Below are 20297 nucleotides of genomic sequence, written 5' to 3'. Positions count from 1 at the left end.
TCAAGCGACGGCAACAACGTCAAGAATGCGTTGTACCACGCGGTCCTGGTCTATCCCGGCCGCTTCGGCTTCGAACGACAGGATGATGCGGTGGCGCAGCACGTCGAACAAGACTGCCTGGATATCTTCCGGGCTGACAAAATCGCGACCGGCCAACCAGGCATGGGCCCGGGCACAACGGTCCAGGGCGATGGAGCCACGGGGGCTGGCGCCGTAGGCGATCCACTCGGCCATTTCCGGGTCGAATTTGGACGGGGTGCGCGTGGCCATGACCAATTGCACCAGGTATTCCTCTACCGCATCGGCCATGTACAAACCCAGGATTTCCTTGCGGGCGGCAAAGATCGCCTGTTGGCTGACGCGCCGCTCGGGTTTGGTTTCGCCATTGAGCGCTTCGCCGCGCGCCTGTTGCAGGATGCGCCGTTCAACGGCGGCGTCCGGGAAGCCGATCTTGACGTGCATGAGGAAGCGGTCTAGCTGAGCTTCGGGCAGCGGGTAGGTGCCTTCCTGTTCGATGGGGTTCTGCGTGGCCATCACCAGAAACAGCGGCGACAGCTCGTAAGTGCTGCGGCCCACGCTGACCTGGCGCTCAGCCATCGCTTCAAGCAAGGCCGACTGGACCTTGGCCGGGGCGCGGTTGATTTCGTCGGCGAGCACCAGGTTGTGAAAGATCGGCCCCTGCTGGAACACGAAGCTGCCGGTTTCCGGGCGATAGATTTCGGTGCCGGTGATGTCGGCGGGCAGCAGGTCAGGGGTGAACTGGATACGATGGAACTGCGCTTCGATGCCTTCGGCCAACTCCTTGATCGCTTTGGTCTTGGCCAGCCCCGGCGCACCTTCGACCAGCATATGGCCGTCGGCGAGCAGGGCGATCAGCAGGCGATCGATGAGTTTTTCCTGGCCGAGAATCTGCGTAGAAAGAAAGGTTCGCAGCGCAAGCAGCGCTTCACGATGTTCCATCGATGACGGTTCCTGGAAAGATGAGCCTGAGGGTCGAGCGCGAGCGTCAGGCTTGGGAGGCTTACTTTAATGCATCGAAGGGGGTGGCGACTAACGGCGTCACGTGTATTTTCAGAAAAACTTGTAGGGTTTTGGTGTGGGAATACGGTCAGTGTGGGAGGGGCAAGCCCTGATGCCAGTCAGTTAAGGCTTTTGTAGGAGCGAGCTTGCTCGCGAAAAACTCATAGGCGCCACGTTCATTCAGGAAGCACGCGTTATCGTTGAGGTTTTTCGCGAGCAAGCTCGCTCCTACAGAGGGCGATGTACGCTTAACTGACTGGCATTAGGGCTTGCCCCCTCCCACATTTGAACCAGGGTGCAGCTTAAATCCGGATGAACGTGCCAGTGCCTGCGAGGATGATCTGCAAGGTTTCCTCCACTTCGGCCAGGTCGGATGCGGCCGTGGCGTGGGTGATCTCCAGGTGATCCTTGCCACCCAATGCATCGGCATCACCCGCTGCAAGTTCGACCAGCAAGGTAGTGGCACTCAAGGTCACTTTCAGCCCATCCAGCGTCGACGGTTCGTAATCCCAGGTCAGTTCCACTTCTTCTTCATCCGGGTAACGGCTCAACATGAACATTTCGCCGTTCTTGCCGTGGCAGCACAGCATGGCCATGTTGTCTTCTTCGTTGTCGCAGGGCGTGGCCATCAGTGCATCGGTGTTCAACTTCATGACAAAACCTATGGTAATACGAGGGGGTGTGGCCGCAATCTTGCCATTATGCCGTTTTTTACGGTCGGGTACAGATGACGCTAATGCAGCCATGCAGGGCGCCACCTATGATAAACGCAGGGTTAAGTGGGCGGATTAATCTGCGGAACGATCTTGGGCAGAATCTTCCCCTCTATAGGCGGCTTTACCACGGGGGCAAGCACTCTTGAGCCCGCTTCTTTGCTCGCTATCTGCAGCGCATTGAAAGCGCCAAAAGTAATGCGGTCAACTGCACCCGGCCGTCCCTTTCGGTAATCATCAATACCCAAACCGATTTCTGTGGCGGCGATGCCGAGATCAAATAGCAAGACTGCGATACCAATCTCCGGCACCGCCAGCGCTACCGGGGCAAGTATCACCAAGGACTTGCTGGCGCTCTTTAATTCGGCGAGCACGTTCTTTTTCTTCCAGTCATCATTGCTGACATAGGTCGAATCAGTGTTGTTATAGGTATATTGCTCCACACGGGCCTGCATGCTTTTGAACGGGTCTGCTTCGATGGGTTTTCCGCCGAAAGGCCTATCCTCCAACCAGTTAGTGTGATGTTTTGCATGTTGCCCGGTTTTTTCAAGGTGCACGTCAATTCCAGCCTCCCATACGCTGTCTGCGCGGTCGCCCAGCTTGAAATATTCGACGAACTGTTTGCGTTTTGTTTCGTCCGTCATTTGTTCGGTCAACCACTTGCGCATCAGGGTAGGGTTGTCGAACTCATGGATGGGAGATGAATTGCCTGTCATGTAGAGCAGGGTTTTTTGGGTGGTTTTATCGATGGCATAAAAAATGCCCGACGCCACCCGCCCTTCAAACGTAAGTTCTTTTAGTTCCAGATTGGGATCGTGGGTATAGGCCGCTTGGAAGTCTTTGGCCGTCAATGAGTCAAGTGGCTTTTGCGCACGGATGCCCGCCAGCCGCATCGCCAGGTCACGGCCCTCTGGGCTTAGGGTATTTTCCTTGAATTGTTTATGCGCGGCAGTCACAAAAGACATCTTGGACAACGTGCTGTACTTGTCTCGGTATTCGTTCCAGAAGTTATTTAGCTCAGCTTTATGTGTTTTGCTGAAACTGGTATCCCATACGTAGGCACGGAATGATTTTGGCGTGATGGGGGCTTGGTTGGACGCGTCGTAGCGTTGGTTTGCAGGGGGGTCGAAGTAAATCCCTTCGTACTGTTGGGTTTTCAGTGCAGTTGGGCTGTTTTGGTAGCCATGGCGGCCAGAGCTGCGGTGATACCCGATCGTCAGGTGATCCACGATCTCAATGGGCGGGGGGGACTGTTGATGTTGATTGAAAGAGACCTTGGGCAGTTTGTCATGGCCAGGGGTGTCTTGAATATTTTTGATAGCAGCATCCGTCAAGGATATTTTGCTGATAATTCGGCCGGGGTAGGGCGGTGTGTGACCCCTCACGTTGTAGACGAATGTCATCAGGTACGTTTTATCCGGGTCGATATCCAGCCCATGATGTTCTTTATAGTGAGCTTTTATCTGATTCCGGGTGCTCTCTCTCATTTCGGGTGTAGCAACGTAGTTCATCGTTGAATAATCTTTTATTCCGGCGTTGAGCTGAACTGATCGGTCATGCGCCAAAAAGACTTTAAGGTGTGCGGGGATATGGGCATCCTTCCACGCGTCGGATTTACCAAAGCTGGACGCTTTCCACTTTTGGTATTGGGCCGCCCCACGAGGGTTGTCGAGCCCGTCAGGCGTTGCAGAGGGTGCAACGCCTGACGGGCCAGCGTTTGATTCGGGGTGGGCAGGGTCATCAATCGCTGGAGCCTTCGGTGGGGCGATGGGAGCAGTGGGGCCGTCGACCGGCACATACGCCGAAGCATTTATGTGCTTATAAGAGATATTCGCAATTACGTTGTTCATACTCAAAGCTCACCTCAACTAACGAGTGGGCCGTCCTTGGGGTGTTGTTCAATCAACGCGATGTGCATCGACTAACAACTGATTGGTCAAACCCGGCGACTTGAATCCATTTTAAGATTCTATGAATTCGGTTGATAAAACCTATTGGCGCGCTTGCCGAGCCTGGGAAAGCGAGCTGCTTCAGGTTTGCCTGCGCTTGACCGAATATGTCGCCGTGCGGAAAGCAGCGGTCTTACTACACTCGTTAAGCTGCGCAACGGATGTGCCCCGCGCCAGGCGCCTGACCTGCCCGTCGTACCGTCACCCGGCACGGTGTGCATCCAATGGACGTTGAATGTGACCTGACTGTCTTGTCCAGCTTCACCCACCTGTCGCTCTGATTCGTTTATCGTGACCCACGAACAGAGCTGACGGTCTCCCCGCAAGGGGATAACACGCGACGCTTCCATCAATAACAAGCCCAAGCGGAGTACCACAGATGGCGTTCTTCACCGCAGCCAGCAAGGCCGACTTCCAGCACCAACTGCAAGCGGCACTGGCGCAGCACATCAGTGAACAGGCACTGCCACAAGTGGCGCTGTTCGCTGAGCAATTCTTCGGCATCATTTCTCTGGACGAACTGACCCAGCGTCGCCTTTCCGACCTGGCCGGTTGCACCCTGTCTGCCTGGCGCCTGCTTGAGCGCTTTGATCACACCCAACCGCAGGTGCGGGTCTACAACCCTGATTACGAACGTCATGGCTGGCAATCGACCCACACCGCGGTCGAAGTGTTGCACCATGACCTGCCATTTCTGGTCGACTCGGTACGCACCGAGCTGAACCGCCGTGGCTACAGCATCCACACCCTGCAAACCACCGTGCTCAGCGTGCGCCGTGGCAGCAAGGGCGAATTGCTGGAAATCCTGCCCAAGGGCACCCAGGGCGAAGGCATTCTTCAAGAATCGCTGATGTACCTTGAGATTGACCGCTGCGCCAACGCCGCCGAACTGAACGTGCTGAGCAAAGAGCTTGAGCAGGTGCTGGGCGAAGTGCGCGTGGCTGTGGCTGATTTCGAACCGATGAAAGCCAAGGTCCAGGACCTGCTGGCCGGTATCGACGCCAGCGCGTTCGCCATCGACGGCGAAGAAAAAGCCGAGATCAAGAACTTCCTGGAATGGCTGGTGGGCAACCACTTCACCTTCCTGGGCTATGAAGAGTTTGTGGTACGTGACGAGGCGGACGGCGGTCATATCGAATATGACGCCAGCTCTTTCCTCGGTCTGACCAAGCTGTTGCGCGCCGGCCTCACCGCCGAGGACCTGCGCATCGAAGACTACGCTGTAGCCTACCTGCGCGAGCCGACCGTGCTGTCGTTCGCCAAGGCCGCACACCCAAGCCGCGTGCACCGCCCAGCGTATCCGGACTATGTGTCGATCCGCGAGATCAGCGCCGACGGCAAGGTCATCAAGGAACACCGCTTCATGGGCCTCTACACCTCCTCGGTGTACGGCGAAAGCGTGCGAGTGATCCCGTACATTCGTCGCAAGGTCGCGGAAATCGAGCGTCGCTCGGGGTTCCAGGCCAAGGCGCATTTGGGCAAGGAACTGGCCCAGGTGGTTGAAGTGCTGCCCCGCGACGACCTGTTCCAGACCCCGGTCGACGAATTGTTCAGCACCGTCATGTCGATTGTGCAGATCCAGGAGCGCAACAAGATCCGCGTGTTCCTGCGCAAAGACCCGTACGGTCGTTTCTGCTACTGCCTGGCCTACGTGCCGCGTGACATCTACTCCACCGAAGTGCGCCAGAAGATCCAGCAGGTGCTGATGGATCGCCTCAAGGCTTCGGACTGCGAGTTCTGGACCTTCTTCTCCGAGTCCGTCCTTGCCCGTGTGCAACTGATTCTGCGGGTAGACCCGAAGAACCGCCTGGACATCGACCCGCTGCAACTGGAAAAAGAAGTGGTGCAAGCCTGCCGCAGCTGGCAGGACGACTACGCCAGCCTGGTCGTGGAAAGCTTCGGCGAAGCCCAGGGCACCAACGTGCTGGCCGACTTCCCCAAAGGCTTCCCGGCCGGCTATCGCGAGCGTTTTGCCGCGCATTCGGCCGTGGTCGACATGCAGCACCTCAACAGCCTCACCGAAGCCAACCCGCTGGTGATGAGCTTCTATCAGCCGCTGGGCCAGGTCTCCGGTCAGCGCGAGCTGCATTGCAAGCTCTACCATGCGGATACTCCGCTGGCGCTGTCCGACGTACTGCCGATCCTGGAAAATCTCGGCCTGCGCGTGCTGGGCGAGTTCCCGTATCGCCTGCGCCATGCCAATGGCCGTGAGTTCTGGATCCATGATTTTGCGTTCATCGCCGCCGAAGGCGTGAACCTGGATATCCAGCAGCTCAACGACACCCTGCAGGACGCCTTCGTGCACATCGTGCATGGCGACGCCGAGAACGACGCGTTCAACCGCCTGGTGCTGACCGCCGGCCTGCCATGGCGCGACGTTGCGCTGCTGCGTGCCTACGCCCGTTACCTCAAGCAGATCCGCCTGGGCTTCGACCTGGGTTACATCGCCAGCACCCTGAACAACCACACCGACATCGCCCGCGAGTTGACTCGGTTGTTCAAGACCCGCTTTTATCTCGCGCGCAAGCTCACCGCCGACGACCTGGAAGACAAGCAGCAGCGCCTGGAGCAAGCGATCCTCACCGCCCTGGACGATGTTCAGGTGCTCAACGAAGACCGCATCCTGCGTCGCTACCTTGACCTGATCAAGGCCACCCTGCGTACCAACTTCTACCAGACCGACGCCAACGGCCAGAACAAGTCGTACTTCAGCTTCAAGTTCAACCCGCACGCGATTCCCGAACTGCCCAAGCCAGTGCCGAAGTTTGAAATTTTCGTGTATTCGCCACGGGTTGAAGGCGTGCACCTGCGCTTCGGCAATGTCGCTCGCGGCGGCCTGCGCTGGTCCGACCGTGAAGAAGACTTCCGTACCGAAGTGCTCGGCCTGGTAAAAGCCCAGCAAGTTAAGAACTCGGTGATCGTGCCGGTGGGCGCCAAGGGTGGCTTCTTGCCGCGGCGCCTGCCATTGGGCGGCAGCCGTGACGAGATCGCGGCCGAGGGCATCGCTTGCTACCGCATCTTTATTTCCGGCCTGTTGGACATTACCGACAACCTTAAGGATGGCGCCCTGGTGCCTCCGGCCAACGTCGTGCGCCATGACGACGATGACCCCTACCTGGTGGTGGCGGCGGACAAAGGCACTGCGACCTTCTCCGACATCGCCAACGGCATCGCCATCGATTACGGCTTCTGGCTGGGTGACGCGTTCGCTTCCGGCGGTTCTGCCGGTTACGACCACAAGAAAATGGGCATCACCGCCAAGGGCGCGTGGGTAGGTGTGCAGCGTCACTTCCGTGAGCGCGGCATCAATGTGCAAGAAGACAGCATCACCGTAGTGGGCGTCGGCGATATGGCCGGTGACGTGTTCGGTAATGGTTTGCTGATGTCCGACAAGCTGCAACTGGTCGCGGCCTTCAACCACCTGCACATCTTCATCGACCCGAACCCGAACCCGGCCACCAGCTTCGTCGAGCGCCAGCGCATGTTCGAGCTGCCGCGTTCGTCCTGGACCGACTACGACACCAGCATCATGTCTGAAGGCGGCGGTATCTTCTCGCGTAGCGCCAAGAGCATCGCCATCTCGCCACAGATGAAAGAGCGCTTCGACATCCAGGCCGACAAGCTGACCCCGACCGAACTGCTCAACGCCTTGCTCAAGGCGCCGGTGGATCTGTTGTGGAACGGCGGTATCGGTACGTACGTCAAGGCCAGCACCGAAAGCCATGCCGACGTGGGCGACAAGGCCAACGACGCGCTGCGCGTGAACGGCAACGAACTGCGCTGCAAGGTGGTGGGCGAGGGCGGTAACCTGGGCATGACCCAACTGGGCCGTGTGGAGTTTGGCCTCAATGGCGGCGGTTCCAACACCGACTTCATCGACAACGCCGGCGGCGTGGACTGCTCCGACCACGAAGTGAACATCAAGATCCTGCTCAACGAAGTGGTGCAGGCCGGTGACATGACCGACAAGCAACGCAACCAGTTGCTGGCGAGCATGACCGACGAAGTCGGCCACCTGGTGTTGGGCAACAACTACAAGCAGACCCAGGCCCTGTCCCTGGCCGCACGCAAGGCTTACGAGCGTGCTGCCGAGTACAAGCGTCTGATGAGCGACCTGGAAGGCCGTGGCAAGCTGGACCGCGCCATCGAGTACCTGCCGACCGAAGAACAGCTCACCGAGCGCGCTTCCACCGGCAAGGGCCTGACCCGTCCGGAGCTGTCGGTGCTGATCTCGTACAGCAAGATCGACCTCAAGGAAGCGCTGCTCAAATCTCAGGTGCCGGATGACGAGTACCTGACCCGTGACATGGAGACCGCGTTCCCGCCGAGTTTGGTGGCCAAGTTCTCCGAAGCCATGCGTCGCCACCGTCTCAAGCGCGAGATTGTCAGCACCCAGATCGCCAACGACCTGGTCAACCACATGGGTATCACCTTCGTGCAGCGACTCAAAGAGTCGACCGGCATGAGCCCGGCGAACGTCGCCGGTGCCTATGTGATCGTGCGTGATATCTTCCACCTCCCGCACTGGTTCCGTCAGATCGAAGCCCTGGACCACCAGGTGTCGGCCGACGTGCAACTGGAGCTGATGGACGAACTGATGCGCCTGGGCCGTCGTGCTACGCGCTGGTTCCTGCGCAGCCGTCGCAACGAACAGGACGCCGGGCGTGACACTGCGCACTTCGGTCCGCATCTGGCGGCGTTGGGTCTCAAGCTTGACGAACTGCTGGAAGGTCCGACCCGTGAAGGCTGGCAGAACCGTTACCAGGCCTACACCCAGGCCGGCGTACCGGAGTTGTTGGCACGCATGGTTGCAGGTACTACCCACCTGTACACCTTGCTGCCGATCATCGAAGCCGCCGACGTGACCGGGCACGACGCCGCCGAAGTGGCCAAGGCCTACTTCGCCGTCGGCAGCGCCCTGGACCTGCCGTGGTACCTGCAGCAGATCAGCGACCTGCCGGTGGCCAACAACTGGCAGGCCCAGGCCCGCGAAGCCTTCCGCGATGACGTGGACTGGCAGCAACGTGCGATTACCATCTCGGTACTGCAAATGGCTGACGCGCCACAAGACATGGAAGCCCGTGTGGCCCTGTGGCTTGAGCAGCACCAGGACATGGCTGATCGCTGGCGTGCCATGATGGTGGAAATTCGTGCCGCGGTCGGCACGGACTACGCCATGTATGCGGTGGCCAACCGGGAGTTGCTGGACCTGGCGTTGAGCGGTCAGTCGGTGTTGCAGCCGGCTTGATCAAGCGCTGACAAAAAAGCCCCCGTATCGTCAGATACGGGGGCTTTTTAATTGGAGCAGGTCTCAATCAGGCAGGCCTACAAGGACCATCGGCTCAAGGACGCTGAATAGCTTCGGTGTGGTTTCCTGAAGATCCGCCAGGATCGCTTGATAGTCCTGGGTGTCTGACATCTGATGCATCAATGCCCAATAGTCCGCTTCAATATTTGGCAGTGCCATCGCGTCAGCGGTTTCTATCAGCACCAGTCTCAGTAATGCACAGGCTTTGGGCAGGTTCCTTTCAAGCCCGTACGTGCGGTGGGTTTTGGCTTTGTCTTGAGACAGGCCCGCCAGCGCATAGCCATACTCAAGCAGCCCGTCCAGTTGGCCCATCTCGGCCAATTGAATGATGCGTTTCTGCTTTTGCTCGGTACTCACCGTTCCGTCTTCGGCAAAGGCCAATTCATACACCGCCGCGCGATGCCCGCCGTCGGCCGAGCGTTGGATCAACTGCGCAACCGTTGCCTCGCGTTGCAGGGTGTTGGCAATCAGTGCTGGCCTTTTACGGTAAGCCTGAGCAAGTTCAAACAGCGCCTCAGGCGCGCCCGTGGCAGCGGCGCGGTTCAGCCATTCGATGTCCTGGGTCATCAAGTACAGGTAGATCATTGCACGGGGGGCATTGTTATTTGCTGCTTGGGTTGCCAGCTCTTTGGCCTTGGCCAGTGAGTGAACGTCACCCAACCTCATCAAGGCAGGTATGTGGTCCTGGGCGGCAGCCAGCGACAGCCATTGCCGGGTGGCGGAGGTCGGACGGCGTCCCCCCCCGTCCAGCACAGACTGGCACGTGGCCATGGTGTATTGCGCGTCTACGTCGCCAGCGGCGCCAGCGATGGTCAGGTGGAACCTGGCCTTTTTGTATCTGCGCAAGCTGAATAGCGAGAACCCGGTGTCTTTGGCTGCTTCGGTTAATTCGGCAAGGGTCGAGTTCAAGTGGGCCGGTATTGTCCCGGCCTCGTCATGCAGCTGTGTGATCAGCGAGAACAGAGGGGGCAGCACTTGGGATTCGGTGGACATATCTCATACCTGTATTAAGCACTGGATTGTGCGTTACACAGGTTATGAAGAGCGCCTGGAGCCCAGGCGTTAATTACTTAGCGCGCTGCGGTTTGGCAAACAGTGAAAAGCTTTTGATCTGTTCTTCAGGATCAATGGTGCATGAGCAACTTGCTTTCAAGGTGGTCCAGGTGCCGGGTCATCAAGGCCACAGCGGCGTTGCTGTCACGCTGCTCCACAGCGTCCACAATCGCCCTGTGCTCCTGCCACGCGCAGTAAGTGCAGGCTTGCGTTTCGTATTGGGCAATGACCAGCGAGGTCAATGGCACCAGGCTGTTAAGAAACTGCGCCAATGGGCCGTTCCCTGCGATGGCGGCCAGCTGCAAATGGAACTCTCCAGACAACCGAATCGCCGGCCCGCGCTGGTCGCGTTCGATGCAGTCACGCTCGCGGGCGATCAAGTCCCGTAGCTGGCGTACCTGTACCGACGTGGCTTGGGCGCACGCCAATTGCACCACCGTCATTTCGGTCATGCGCCGGGCTTCGAGAATCTGCCGGGTCTGCTGGGCATCCGGCGCAGCCACCTGGGCGCGTTGGTTGGGGCGCAGGATGATCACTTGTTGATGGGACAACTTGGCCAGAACGCGGCGGATCACACTGCGGCTCACGCCAAAGCTTTCCCCCAGGCTTTCTTCGGTGAAGCGGCTGGCGGGGGCGATACGCTGCTCAAGGATCGCGTCGAACAGGCGTGGGTAGATGTCATCGACCGAAAGCTTCTTGCCCGACACCAGACGCAGGCAGGGCAGGGGGTCGCGTTGCAGGGCTTGGACGTTCATGGCCGGTCTCCAATTATTCAACTGCCCAGATGGTCATCCGGGATGTTCAAGCGAATGCCCATGCGCAGGCCTTCCTGCAGGATGTGCCGACGCATTTCGGCACTGGCCAGGGCGCTGTTCTTGTTGCGGATGGCGCGTACCACGGCCTCGTTTTCGTGCAGGCGTTCGGCCAAGTGCTCTGGGGAATTGCGCAACACCTGGGCGCTTTGCTTGAGTGCCGTGCTGGTTTGTTGCACCACGTTCTGGAAGATCGGGTTGGACGTCAGGGCAAACAGTTCTTCGTGAAAGTCGATGTAGGCGTTCATGCCCGCCTCGGCGTCACCGGCATCCAGAGCTTCGCGCATGTCCATCAGGGTCAGGCGCAGTTGGCCGATCTCCTTGCTGCTGATGGATTGGGCGACGAGGCCCACGATGAAGGGTTCAAGGGTGTAGCGCAGCTGCAGAATGTCTTCGAGGCTGGCGTCGGCCACGGCGTCGCTCGACTGCGGCTCGCTGACACTGGTTTCCAGCACCACCACACCCTTGCCGGGCATGGAACGCACCAGGCCAAGGGTTTCCAGCACGATTACCGCTTCGCGCAGGCTCGGGCGGCTGATGCCCAGTTGCTCGGCCAGTTCACGCTGGCCGGGCAACATTTCGCCACGCCGCCACTGGCCGCGTGCGAGGGCGGCACGCAGTTTTTCTACCACTGAATTGACGACGGTTGAAGTGCTGATCACGTCGATGGCTCCTTGATGTTGCTCATACAGTATTCAGTCTGGCAAAGGGCCAATGTGGGAGCTGGCTTGTCTGCGATGACTGAGTGTCAGGCACTACATTTGACGCTGACTCACCGCTATCGCAGGCAAGCCAGCTCCCACATTGGATGGGTGTTGTCCTAGAACTCCTGATGCGCCGGCAGCACCGGTTTCTTGGCCTGGAAGGCATAGCCTTGCTGACCGTCCAGCACCTTGTTGGCACGCTGGATATCAATGTCTTTTTCCCAGCGCGCAATCGCCACGGTAGCCACGCAGTTGCCGATCAGGTTGGTCAGCGCCCGACCGATGCCCATGAACCAGTCCACCGCCAGCACCAACACCAGGCCCACCACCGGAATCGCAGGGATTGCCGTGAGTGTCGCCGCCAGAATCACCAATGCCGAGCCCGGAATGCCATGGGCGCCTTTGGAGGTGATCAACGATACCAGCAGGATGGTCAGCAAGTCGGTCATCGACAGCGGTGTACCGGTGGCGTTAGCGATAAACACGATGGCCAGGGTCAGGTAGATCGAGAAACCGTCGAGGTTGAACGAGTACCCGGTGGGGATCACCAAACCCACGGTGGAACTGCCAATGCCCAGATGTTCCAGCTTACGCATGATCTGCGGCAGCACGGCGTCGGATGAAGCGGTGCCCATCACGATCAGCAGCTCCTCGCGCAGGTACTTGAGCAGCGGCAGCATCCGCAGGCCGGACAAGCGCATCACCAGCCCCAGGATCAGCGCGACAAAGGCAAAGCACGTCAGGTAGAACAGCCCGACCAGGCTGCCCAGGTGTTGCAGCGAGTCCAGGCCGTAGGTGCTGGTGGTGAACGCGATGGCACCGAATACGCCAATCGGCGCCAGGCGCACGATCATGCCCATGATGCGGAAGATCACATGGCTCAATTCGTTGATCAGCCGCGAGATGCCGCTGGCCGCTTCGCCCACCAGGTTCAACGCGCTGCCGAACAGTACCGAGAACAGTAACACCTGGAGCACGTTGTTATCGGCAAATGCACCGATCACCGAGTTGGGAATCAGGTCCATCAGGAACTGGCTGGTGCCCTTGATGTGCTGGCCCTTGTCGGCCAGCTCATTCAAACCGGCCGAAGAGAGTTGCTCAAGGTGAATGTTGGCGCCGCTGCCGATGCCGGTGCTGAAGGCCATGATCAGGCCGAGCACCAGGGCAACGGTGGTCAGCACTTCAAAGTAGATCACCGACTTGAGGCCGATACGCCCGACCTTCTTCAAATCACCGGCGCCCGAAATACCGCTGACCACCACGCAGAATACGATCAGACCGATCAGCATTTTGATCAGCTTGATAAAGCCGTCACCCAGGGGTTTGAGTTGTGAGGAGAATTCGGGAAGGGCCAGGCCGCAGGCGATGCCGAGCATCAGGCCAATCACGACTTGCAGGAAAATCGAACGCGAGCACCATCTGAGCATGGGAGGGATCTCTATTCGGTGCCCTGGTGGTTCCAGGGCTTAATTGTTGTGGTCTTACCGGTAAGTCCAGTGCCGGGCCAGTCTACGCTCGGTTTTTTTCAAACCACAAGTAAATATTCACCGGCTGGCAGGTCCCGGTCTGACCAGTTGGTCGGTCAGTGCGGTGCTTGAGCGGTTGACGGGGTTTAAAATTTTTTGCGTATCATCGGCCCTCGGCACATGAGGTGATCGATGGACCAACCAGGACTGACAACCGACCCCACAGGGTGTACCCATTGCAGTTGGCGCAACGCCGCCCCGGAATATCTTCATTACCACGACCACGAATGGGGCGTGCCGGTGGCGGATGACGTGCAGTTGTACGAGAAAATCTGCCTGGAGGGCTTCCAGGCCGGGATGGCGTGGATCACGATCTTGCGCAAGCGTGAACATTTTCGTCAGGCGTTCCACGGGTTTGATTTTCGCAAGGTCGCGCAATATGGCCAGGCGGATATCGAGCGGTTGATGACGGATCCGGGGATTGTGCGTAACCGCGCCAAGATCGTCTCCACCATCAACAACGCGCGCCGGGCCTGTGAAATGGTGGAAGAAACCGGCTCGCTGGCACGTTGGTTATGGGCATTCGAACCCGGCGAAGCCGAACGCCCGGCCGTGGTGGACATCGCCTACTGGTCCGGTAATCCGACCTCACCGGCTTCGATGCGCTTGTCCAAGGCCCTGAAGAAACGCGGCTGGACCTTCGTCGGCCCGACCACGATGTATGCGTTGATGCAGGCGATGGGGATGGTCAATGATCATCTGGAGGGTTGCGAGTGCCGGCTGCGCATTGAACACCAGCGCGACCTATTCAAACGTCCCTGACCAGACACGGTTAAAACTGTGGGAGCAGGCAAGCCAGCTCCCACATGGGTTTTGTGGTGTTGCTGATTATTTGGGAAGCGGGGTGAGTACCTCAGCCTTGTCATCCATCACCATCACCACCAGCAACTTGGCCGGCTGGGTCTGGCTGGCATTGCTTGACTCAAAATGCCGCGAGCCGGCCGGTTCATAGAACGATTCCCCGGCGTGGTAGGTGATCGCCTTCTCATCGTTGACCCGCGAAGTGACCGCGCCTTGCAGTACATAAGCCACAGCAGTGCCGGTGTGGCTATGGGGCACGGTGGCCTGGCCGGGGGCGTAGTCCACGGTGAGCATGAGGGTTTTCTTGCCGGGTACGTTGGTCAAGGCGTGCTCCTGCAGCACCTTGAGCGTTTCCTGGTTGTACACCGGGTCGTGGGCAATTGCGCTGAGGGAGGTGAGCATCAGCGTGGTGGCGAGCAATCGTTTCATGATCAGGATTCCAGGTAATTCAAGACTCCTTCACCCTACGCCGCAGCGCGCACGCCCCCAATGACCAATACGCCGGAAAATCCCTTAGCCAATCTGCCGAAGAATATCGCGCACCTTGTCCAGCGCCGGGTCGATGTCCAGGGTTTCGATGGCGCCGAAGCCGAAAATCAACCCCGAGCGCAATGGCACATCGTGGAAGAATACGTCCAGGGGGTACAACCCTACCTCGACCTGACGCGCCTGTTCTATCAGCAAGGGGATATTCAACGCCACCTTGCACAATGCCGCCAGGTGGAAGCCGGCCACCGTCGGAACCGCCTCGAACCACGGTGAAAGATCGCCCGCCAAACGTTGCAGTATTCGTTCGCGACGCCCCGCGTAGATGCTGTGGCAACGGCGAATATGCTTGAGCAGGTAACCTTCGCTGATGAACTTGGCCAACGCCCACTGCGGCAGGGTAGAGCTGTGCTGGTCGGTCAATTGCTTGGCCTTGAGCACCGCGCCATAGATCGCTGGCGGCAGCACCGCGTAGCCCAGACGTAACTCGGGCAACAAGGTTTTGGAGAAGGTGCCGACGTAGGTCACCACGCCCCGGGTATCCAGGCTTTGCAGGGAGTCGGTGGGGCGCCCTTCGTAGCGAAATTCGCTGTCGTAGTCGTCTTCGATGATGATCGCACCCAGCTCGATGGCGCGGTCCAGCAGAGCCTCGCGGCGCGTCTGACTCATCGGCATACCGAGGGGAAACTGGTGGGACGGGGTGACGTAGATCAGACGGGTACCATCGGGGATCTGGTCGACCTGGATGCCCTGTTCATCGACGGCAACGCCGGCGACGCTGGCGCCCATTGCTACGAACATTTGGCGTGCGGGGCTGTAGCCTGGGTCTTCCATCGCGACCCTGCTGCCCGGTTCCAGCACCACGCGGGCAATCAGGTCCAGCGCCTGCTGCGCGCCGTTGGTGACCACGATATCGCTGGCGCGGCATTTGACACCCCGGGAAAACGCGATATGCCCGGCGATGGCCTCGCGCAATGCCGGTAACCCTTCCGGTTGGCTGTAGAAACCACTGTTCTGGGCGATACGGCGCAGCGCATCCTGGGTGCAACGTCGCCACTCGTCCTGGGGGAATTGGTTGCGCGCAGTCGCGCCGCCGATAAATTCGTAGCGCAAAATGCCCTCGCGGGAAGGGTGGCCCATGGGCGAAGGGAGTGCCGCCCATTTGCCCAGATTGGCGGCGCAGGCCAGGTCGGTGGCGGTTTGCACGCGGTCGGGCTGTGGCGCCCAGGCGTTGACGAACGTGCCCCGGCCAATCCTGCCAACCAGCAGGCCTTCATACGTCAAGGTGGAATAGGTGTCGGAGACGGTTTTACGTGATACGCCCAGTTGCTCGGCAAGCAATCGGCTGGGTGGCAACTGCGTGCCGGCGGCAAGTCGCCCGGTGGCGATGGCTTCGCGCAGTTGCTGATAAAGCTGGGCAGCCAGGTCCTTGCGGCCATTGATGACGAGGTGCAGTTCCATGTTTCATCCTGGAGACAGATCGATCTGCGTCAAGGTTACGCGCAAATCGATCTGAAGAAACCAGGCCGTGTCAGGACAGGAAGCCGCCGTCCACATTCAACGACACACCGGTGGTGTAGCTCGACGCATCACTGGCCAGATACAACACCGCGCCGGCCATTTCGCTGGGGGCGGCCACGCGCTTGAGGGGGATTTGTGCCAGGGCCACTTTCAGGATCGAATCGTTCTTGACCAGCGCCGAGGCGAACTTGGTATCGGTCAGACCCGGCAGCAGCGCGTTGCAACGGATGCCGAACGCTGCGCATTCCTTGGCGAACACCTTGGTCATGTTGATCACGGCCGCCTTGGTGACCGAATAGATGCCCTGGAACACGCCCGGCGAAATGCCGTTGATCGACGCCACGTTGATGATGCTGCCACCGCCGTTCTCGCGCATCAGCTTGCCGGCTTCCACCGACATGAAGAAGTAACCGCGGATATTCACGTCGACCGTCTTCTGGAATGCGCCGAGGTCGGTGTCCAGTACGTTGCAAAACTGTGGGTTGGTTGCGGCGTTGTTAACCAGAATATCCAGGCGGCCGAACTGCTCGCGGATCCCGGCAAATACCTGGGTAATCTGCTCCATTTCACCAATATGGCAGGCAATCGCCGTGGCCTTGCCGCCGTCGGCGATGATGGCATCGGCGACATGCTGGCAACCTTCCAGCTTGCGGCTGGAGACGATCACGTGGGCGCCTTGCTGGGCCAGCAGCTTGGCAATGGCCTCGCCGATACCACGGCTGGCGCCGGAAACGAAAGCGATCTTGCCATCAAGGTCGAACAGGTTGGTCTTGGACATGAGGGTTCCTTGTAGGGGTAATCAGAGCGCTGATTTGCCGATGACATTCAGGCTCATCTGCTCCAGCAACTTGTTCATGTGGATGAACTGCGCGAAGCGTTTGTCCTGGGTCTGGCCGTGGAAGAAACGGTAGTAAATCTGCTGCACGATGCCGGCCAGGCGGAACAGGCCGTAGGTGTAGTAGAAATCGTAATTGTCGATCGCCAGGCCCGAGCGCTCGGCGTAATAGTCGACAAACTGACGGCGGGTGAGCATGCCGGGGGCGTTGCTCGGCTGGCGGCGCATCAGTTGCACCGGCGCAGGGTCCGCAGCTTCGATCCAGTAGGCGAGGGTGTTGCCCAGGTCCATCAGCGGGTCGCCCAGGGTGGTCAGTTCCCAGTCCAGTACACCGATGATCTGCATCGGGTTGTGCGGGTCGAGGATCACGTTGTCGAAGCGGTAGTCGTTATGCACGATGCTGGATGTGGGCGAGTCGGCGGGCATTTTGTCGTTAAGCCAGGCGCGCACCGCTTCCCATTTTGGCGCATCAGGGGTCAGGGCCTTTTCGTAGCGCTCGCTCCAGCCGCGAATCTGCCGCGCCACGTAGCCTTCAGGCTTGCCCAGGTCGGCCAGGCCGCAGGCGCTGTAGTCGACCTGATGCAGTTCGACGAACTTGTCGATAAAGCTTTTGCACAATGCTTGAGTCCTGGCCGCGTCCAGGCCCAGTTCTGGCGGCAGGTCTGAGCGCAGGATAATGCCGTTGACCCGTTCCATCACATAGAACTCGGCGCCAATCACCGATTCATCGGTGCAATGCACGTACGCCTTGGGGCAATACGGAAAACCATCTTTGAGCTGGTTGAGAATCCGGTATTCACGGCCCATGTCGTGGGCGGACTTGGCCTTGTGGCCAAACGGTGGGCGACGCAGCACGAATTCCTGGCCTGGATATTCGAGCAGGTAGGTCAGGTTCGATGCTCCGCCGGGAAACTGGCTGATCGCAGGCGTGCCGCTCAAGCCCGGAATGTGGGCCTTGAGGTAGGGATCGATCAGGCTGGCATCAAGTTCTTCGCCGGGGCGAATCTGGGTCGATTGGTCGTTCAGCGCCATGCTTATCCCTTCTGCTTATTCTAAAGGCCTTGGACTATTTCCTAATCTAATGCGCACCGCCGCCCAGCGACAAGGTCGGGGCGGCTTAATAGGTTAGCGTGTTGAAGGGTGATCAGCGTGCCTGATTGGTCATTTTGCGGGCGCTGGCAGCGCGACCGGCGTGAGCACCGGACGACCGGCGAAGTATTCGACCAGGTTGTCGGCCACGCGCTGCACCGTGTCATGGGCCGCTTCCGGGGACAGGCCGGCCACGTGGGACGTCAGCACGGTATTGCTCAGGCGCTTGAGGGCATCGGGCACTGCAGGCTCATCGTCAAACACGTCCAGCGCGGCACCGCCGATGCGGCGCTGCTCCAGCGCGGCGACCAGGTCGGCGGTCACCACTACGCTGCCGCGGCCGATGTTGACCAGAAAGCCGTGCGGCCCCAGGGCGTCCAGGGCGTGACGGTCGATCAGGTGACGGGTGCTGGCACCGCCGGGCGTAGCCAGCACCAGGAAATCCGAGGTACGCGCCAGCTCGACAGCCGTCGCACAGTAGGTGTAATCCACGTCATCGCGGGGTTGGCGGTTGTGATAACTCACCTCCATGCCGAACCCCAGGGCAGCGCGCCGGGCAATCTCCATCCCCACCGCACCCAGCCCGAGAATCCCCAGGTGTTTACCGCTCAGGGAAGGGCGCATCACTTTCGGCCATTCTCCACGCCGCACCGCTGCATCCGTCTGGGGAACGCCACGCACCAGCGACAGCAGCAGCGCCATGGCATGGTCGGCCACTGACGGCGCATTTACCCCTGCACCGTTGGTCACCACGATCCCACGATTGCTCGCGGCCTGCAGGTCCACGTGTTCGTAGCCGGCACCGATCACGCAGATGATTTCCAACAACGGCAGTGCCGCGATTTCATCGGCGTACAACCCCAGCGGGCCACGGGTCAGCACGGCCTTGATCTGCCCACCGTGCAACTTGATCGCCTGAGCGCGTTCGGCGGGCGTCGGCGCCAGAATCACATGAAAGTCATTGCTCTCGATGATTTGCAGGTACTCGTTGATGGTTTCAACCAGGACCAGAACGGTGGTGGGCATGGGGCAGCTCTCCGGTGAGTTCGATGCTCGGAGTATGCTGCATTTTTGTTGCGCGAAATGCCGAGGGCCCGAGAAAGCGCCACTGATTTTGCGAAAGGTGCCAGCGTCTCGGCGAGCGGGAGACGCTGTTTGCACGCGGGCGAATTATTTAGCGGGTGCGGGCTTGCGTACCTTGCTCTGTTCGGCCGCTACGATGTCCATGTAGTCGTAGGTAGGAAAGAACTCTGTCCTGAAGGGCCCCCATGCAGAGCGTTCGATGGCGAGATTGACCTCCCGCAGGCGCGAGGCGGGGAAGCGTAGAACGATGACGTGGCCGATCCCCATGGCGATGGTCCAACTGACGATCTCTACCCCTTCAGGAGGGAATACTTTAAAGAGTTCCTGTTCGGTGAGTTTTGTTCTTATTTCGTTCAAGTTGCGAGATTGGTCATGTTTGAGGAAAACGGTCAGCAGCACCGCATTGTCAGCGCTGATGGCGACAGGTTTTCCTGATGTGGAAGCCTGCGCATGAAGGCCGCCTGAAACAAGGGTAGAGAACAATAAAACAGACGCCAATAATGGCTTTAATAGCGTTTTCATTGAGTGAGGCCTTTTATGAGTATTGTCGCTACTCGTGGGGTGAGTGTTGAGGGTTAGTGGGTGGGGGTGGTTTTTACTGATCCGGTATAGGGCGCATGAACCACATGTATTCGAACAAGAGGGTTGGCGTCGATCATGTCGCGCGGCACTTCACGAGAGTAAGTGAATTCCTGATTGTTCAACGTCTCAAGTTTTCTGACGATGGTTCTCGTTGCACCTTTATCGGGTATCAGGATATGGTTTTTCTTGTCCCCTGTTACCATGAAGTAACCGCCGCCGCCGTTGTCATATTTTGATAGCCCGGTATCGGTGTAGAAAAATTCGTAGCGATTACGCTCAGGGTCCCACGCTGATATTCCAACGACACCTGGGTACTTGTCCTTTACATCGATCTCTGGGGCGCCCTCTATATAAACTTTTGTCGTCAGCCAGCGGGGGGATGTGCCCAGGGCACTTGCGTCGGAGTTTTCTACTGTCGGTTGTGCTTGGCTGGTCAATGGGCTGAGCATTCCGGTGGCAAGTATCAGGGAGAAAATAAGGTTGTGTTTTTTCATCAAGTCGCTCCTGGCGAGTGAGGTTTTTAATTCTGCTGTCGTGGGTTTAGAGGACTTTGTTTTTTGAGCTGAGCTGGAATATAGACGTGATAGGAGGGGCTCTCAATGCTTGGGAAAACCCTTGCAACAAAACCCGCAATAATTAGAGTTTCAGTCCAGATGCGCTGATTAACTGTCTGTAAGAACTTTCTTATATGTGGGGGTGCGTAACTTTAATTGATGTTGGGTTTCTGTCAGCGGCTTGCCACTGGAGAACTTTGAATGACTGGATTTGTTTAAACACAGCTTCGCCGGCCTTGCGTGATCGACCCTCCCAATGCC

16 protein-coding genes are annotated in these 20297 nt (G+C 58.9%); 2 read left to right on the top strand and 14 right to left on the bottom strand.

Annotated elements, in window-relative coordinates:
• From JFT63_RS21505 to JFT63_RS21495, 3 genes are all read right to left on the bottom strand, one after another.
• On the bottom strand, positions 1–960 hold the full coding sequence (locus JFT63_RS21505; RefSeq protein WP_005787860.1) for an AAA family ATPase: 960 nt from the start codon (positions 958–960) through the stop codon (positions 1–3).
• A 362-nt stretch (positions 961–1322) separates the two neighbouring features.
• Complete coding sequence (locus JFT63_RS21500) at positions 1323–1673, bottom strand: hypothetical protein (RefSeq protein ID WP_198844701.1); 351 nt, start codon at positions 1671–1673, stop codon at positions 1323–1325.
• Positions 1674–1795: 122 nt separating this feature from the next.
• On the bottom strand, positions 1796–3583 hold the full coding sequence (locus tag JFT63_RS21495) for a dermonecrotic toxin domain-containing protein (protein WP_198844700.1): 1788 nt from the start codon (positions 3581–3583) through the stop codon (positions 1796–1798).
• A 478-nt stretch (positions 3584–4061) separates the two neighbouring features.
• Here JFT63_RS21495 and JFT63_RS21490 point away from each other — a divergent pair, with 478 nt between their 5' ends.
• Entirely contained in the window at positions 4062–8930 is a 4869-nt protein-coding gene (locus JFT63_RS21490) for an NAD-glutamate dehydrogenase (RefSeq protein ID WP_057703511.1), read from the top strand.
• A gap of 63 nt (positions 8931–8993) precedes the next feature.
• On the opposite strand, the gene JFT63_RS21485 is transcribed toward JFT63_RS21490, so the two are convergent.
• From JFT63_RS21485 to JFT63_RS21470, 4 genes are all read right to left on the bottom strand, one after another.
• Entirely contained in the window at positions 8994–9983 is a 990-nt protein-coding gene (locus tag JFT63_RS21485) for a tetratricopeptide repeat protein (protein WP_198844699.1), read from the bottom strand.
• Between the two features lie 131 nt (positions 9984–10114).
• Positions 10115–10798: a GntR family transcriptional regulator gene (locus tag JFT63_RS21480; protein ID WP_198708372.1), complete on the bottom strand. Its 684-nt coding sequence runs from the start codon at positions 10796–10798 to the stop codon at positions 10115–10117.
• 17 nt (positions 10799–10815) lie between these two features.
• On the bottom strand, positions 10816–11517 hold the full coding sequence (locus JFT63_RS21475; protein WP_057703508.1) for a FadR/GntR family transcriptional regulator: 702 nt from the start codon (positions 11515–11517) through the stop codon (positions 10816–10818).
• Between the two features lie 158 nt (positions 11518–11675).
• Positions 11676–13001 carry a C4-dicarboxylate transporter DctA gene (locus tag JFT63_RS21470; protein ID WP_177327440.1) on the bottom strand — a complete coding sequence of 442 codons (1326 nt, stop codon included), beginning with the start codon at positions 12999–13001 and terminating at the stop codon, positions 11676–11678.
• A 216-nt stretch (positions 13002–13217) separates the two neighbouring features.
• On the opposite strand from JFT63_RS21470, the gene JFT63_RS21465 reads away from it, so the two are divergent.
• Positions 13218–13847, top strand: coding sequence for a DNA-3-methyladenine glycosylase I (locus tag JFT63_RS21465; protein WP_186560505.1), 630 nt, complete (start codon positions 13218–13220; stop codon positions 13845–13847).
• Positions 13848–13913: 66 nt separating this feature from the next.
• Here JFT63_RS21465 and JFT63_RS21460 read toward each other — a convergent pair whose 3' ends face one another.
• The 7 genes from JFT63_RS21460 to JFT63_RS21430 form a co-directional block, all read right to left on the bottom strand.
• Entirely contained in the window at positions 13914–14315 is a 402-nt protein-coding gene (locus JFT63_RS21460; RefSeq protein WP_186560507.1) for a cupin domain-containing protein, read from the bottom strand.
• A gap of 84 nt (positions 14316–14399) precedes the next feature.
• Positions 14400–15833, bottom strand: coding sequence for a MocR-like pyridoxine biosynthesis transcription factor PdxR (gene pdxR / locus JFT63_RS21455; protein WP_198844698.1), 1434 nt, complete (start codon positions 15831–15833; stop codon positions 14400–14402).
• 70 nt (positions 15834–15903) lie between these two features.
• Positions 15904–16671 (bottom strand): SDR family oxidoreductase, encoded by a 768-nt coding sequence (locus JFT63_RS21450; protein WP_198844697.1) that lies wholly within the window; start codon positions 16669–16671, stop codon positions 15904–15906.
• 21 nt (positions 16672–16692) lie between these two features.
• Positions 16693–17760 (bottom strand): phosphotransferase family protein, encoded by a 1068-nt coding sequence (locus JFT63_RS21445; RefSeq protein ID WP_186560515.1) that lies wholly within the window; start codon positions 17758–17760, stop codon positions 16693–16695.
• Positions 17761–17889: 129 nt separating this feature from the next.
• Positions 17890–18843, bottom strand: coding sequence for a 2-hydroxyacid dehydrogenase (locus JFT63_RS21440; RefSeq protein WP_057975747.1), 954 nt, complete (start codon positions 18841–18843; stop codon positions 17890–17892).
• Between the two features lie 144 nt (positions 18844–18987).
• Positions 18988–19422: a hypothetical protein gene (locus JFT63_RS21435; protein WP_054921314.1), complete on the bottom strand. Its 435-nt coding sequence runs from the start codon at positions 19420–19422 to the stop codon at positions 18988–18990.
• A 53-nt stretch (positions 19423–19475) separates the two neighbouring features.
• Positions 19476–19976 carry a DUF4822 domain-containing protein gene (locus JFT63_RS21430; protein ID WP_198844696.1) on the bottom strand — a complete coding sequence of 167 codons (501 nt, stop codon included), beginning with the start codon at positions 19974–19976 and terminating at the stop codon, positions 19476–19478.
• Positions 19977–20297 lie beyond the last annotated feature (321 nt).

The sequence above is a fragment of the Pseudomonas sp. MF7453 genome, assembly GCF_016405455.1.
GTDB lineage: Bacteria > Pseudomonadota > Gammaproteobacteria > Pseudomonadales > Pseudomonadaceae > Aquipseudomonas > Aquipseudomonas paralactis.
Note: the sequence above shows the minus strand (reverse complement) of the source record. Positions and strands in the feature narration are given on the sequence as shown.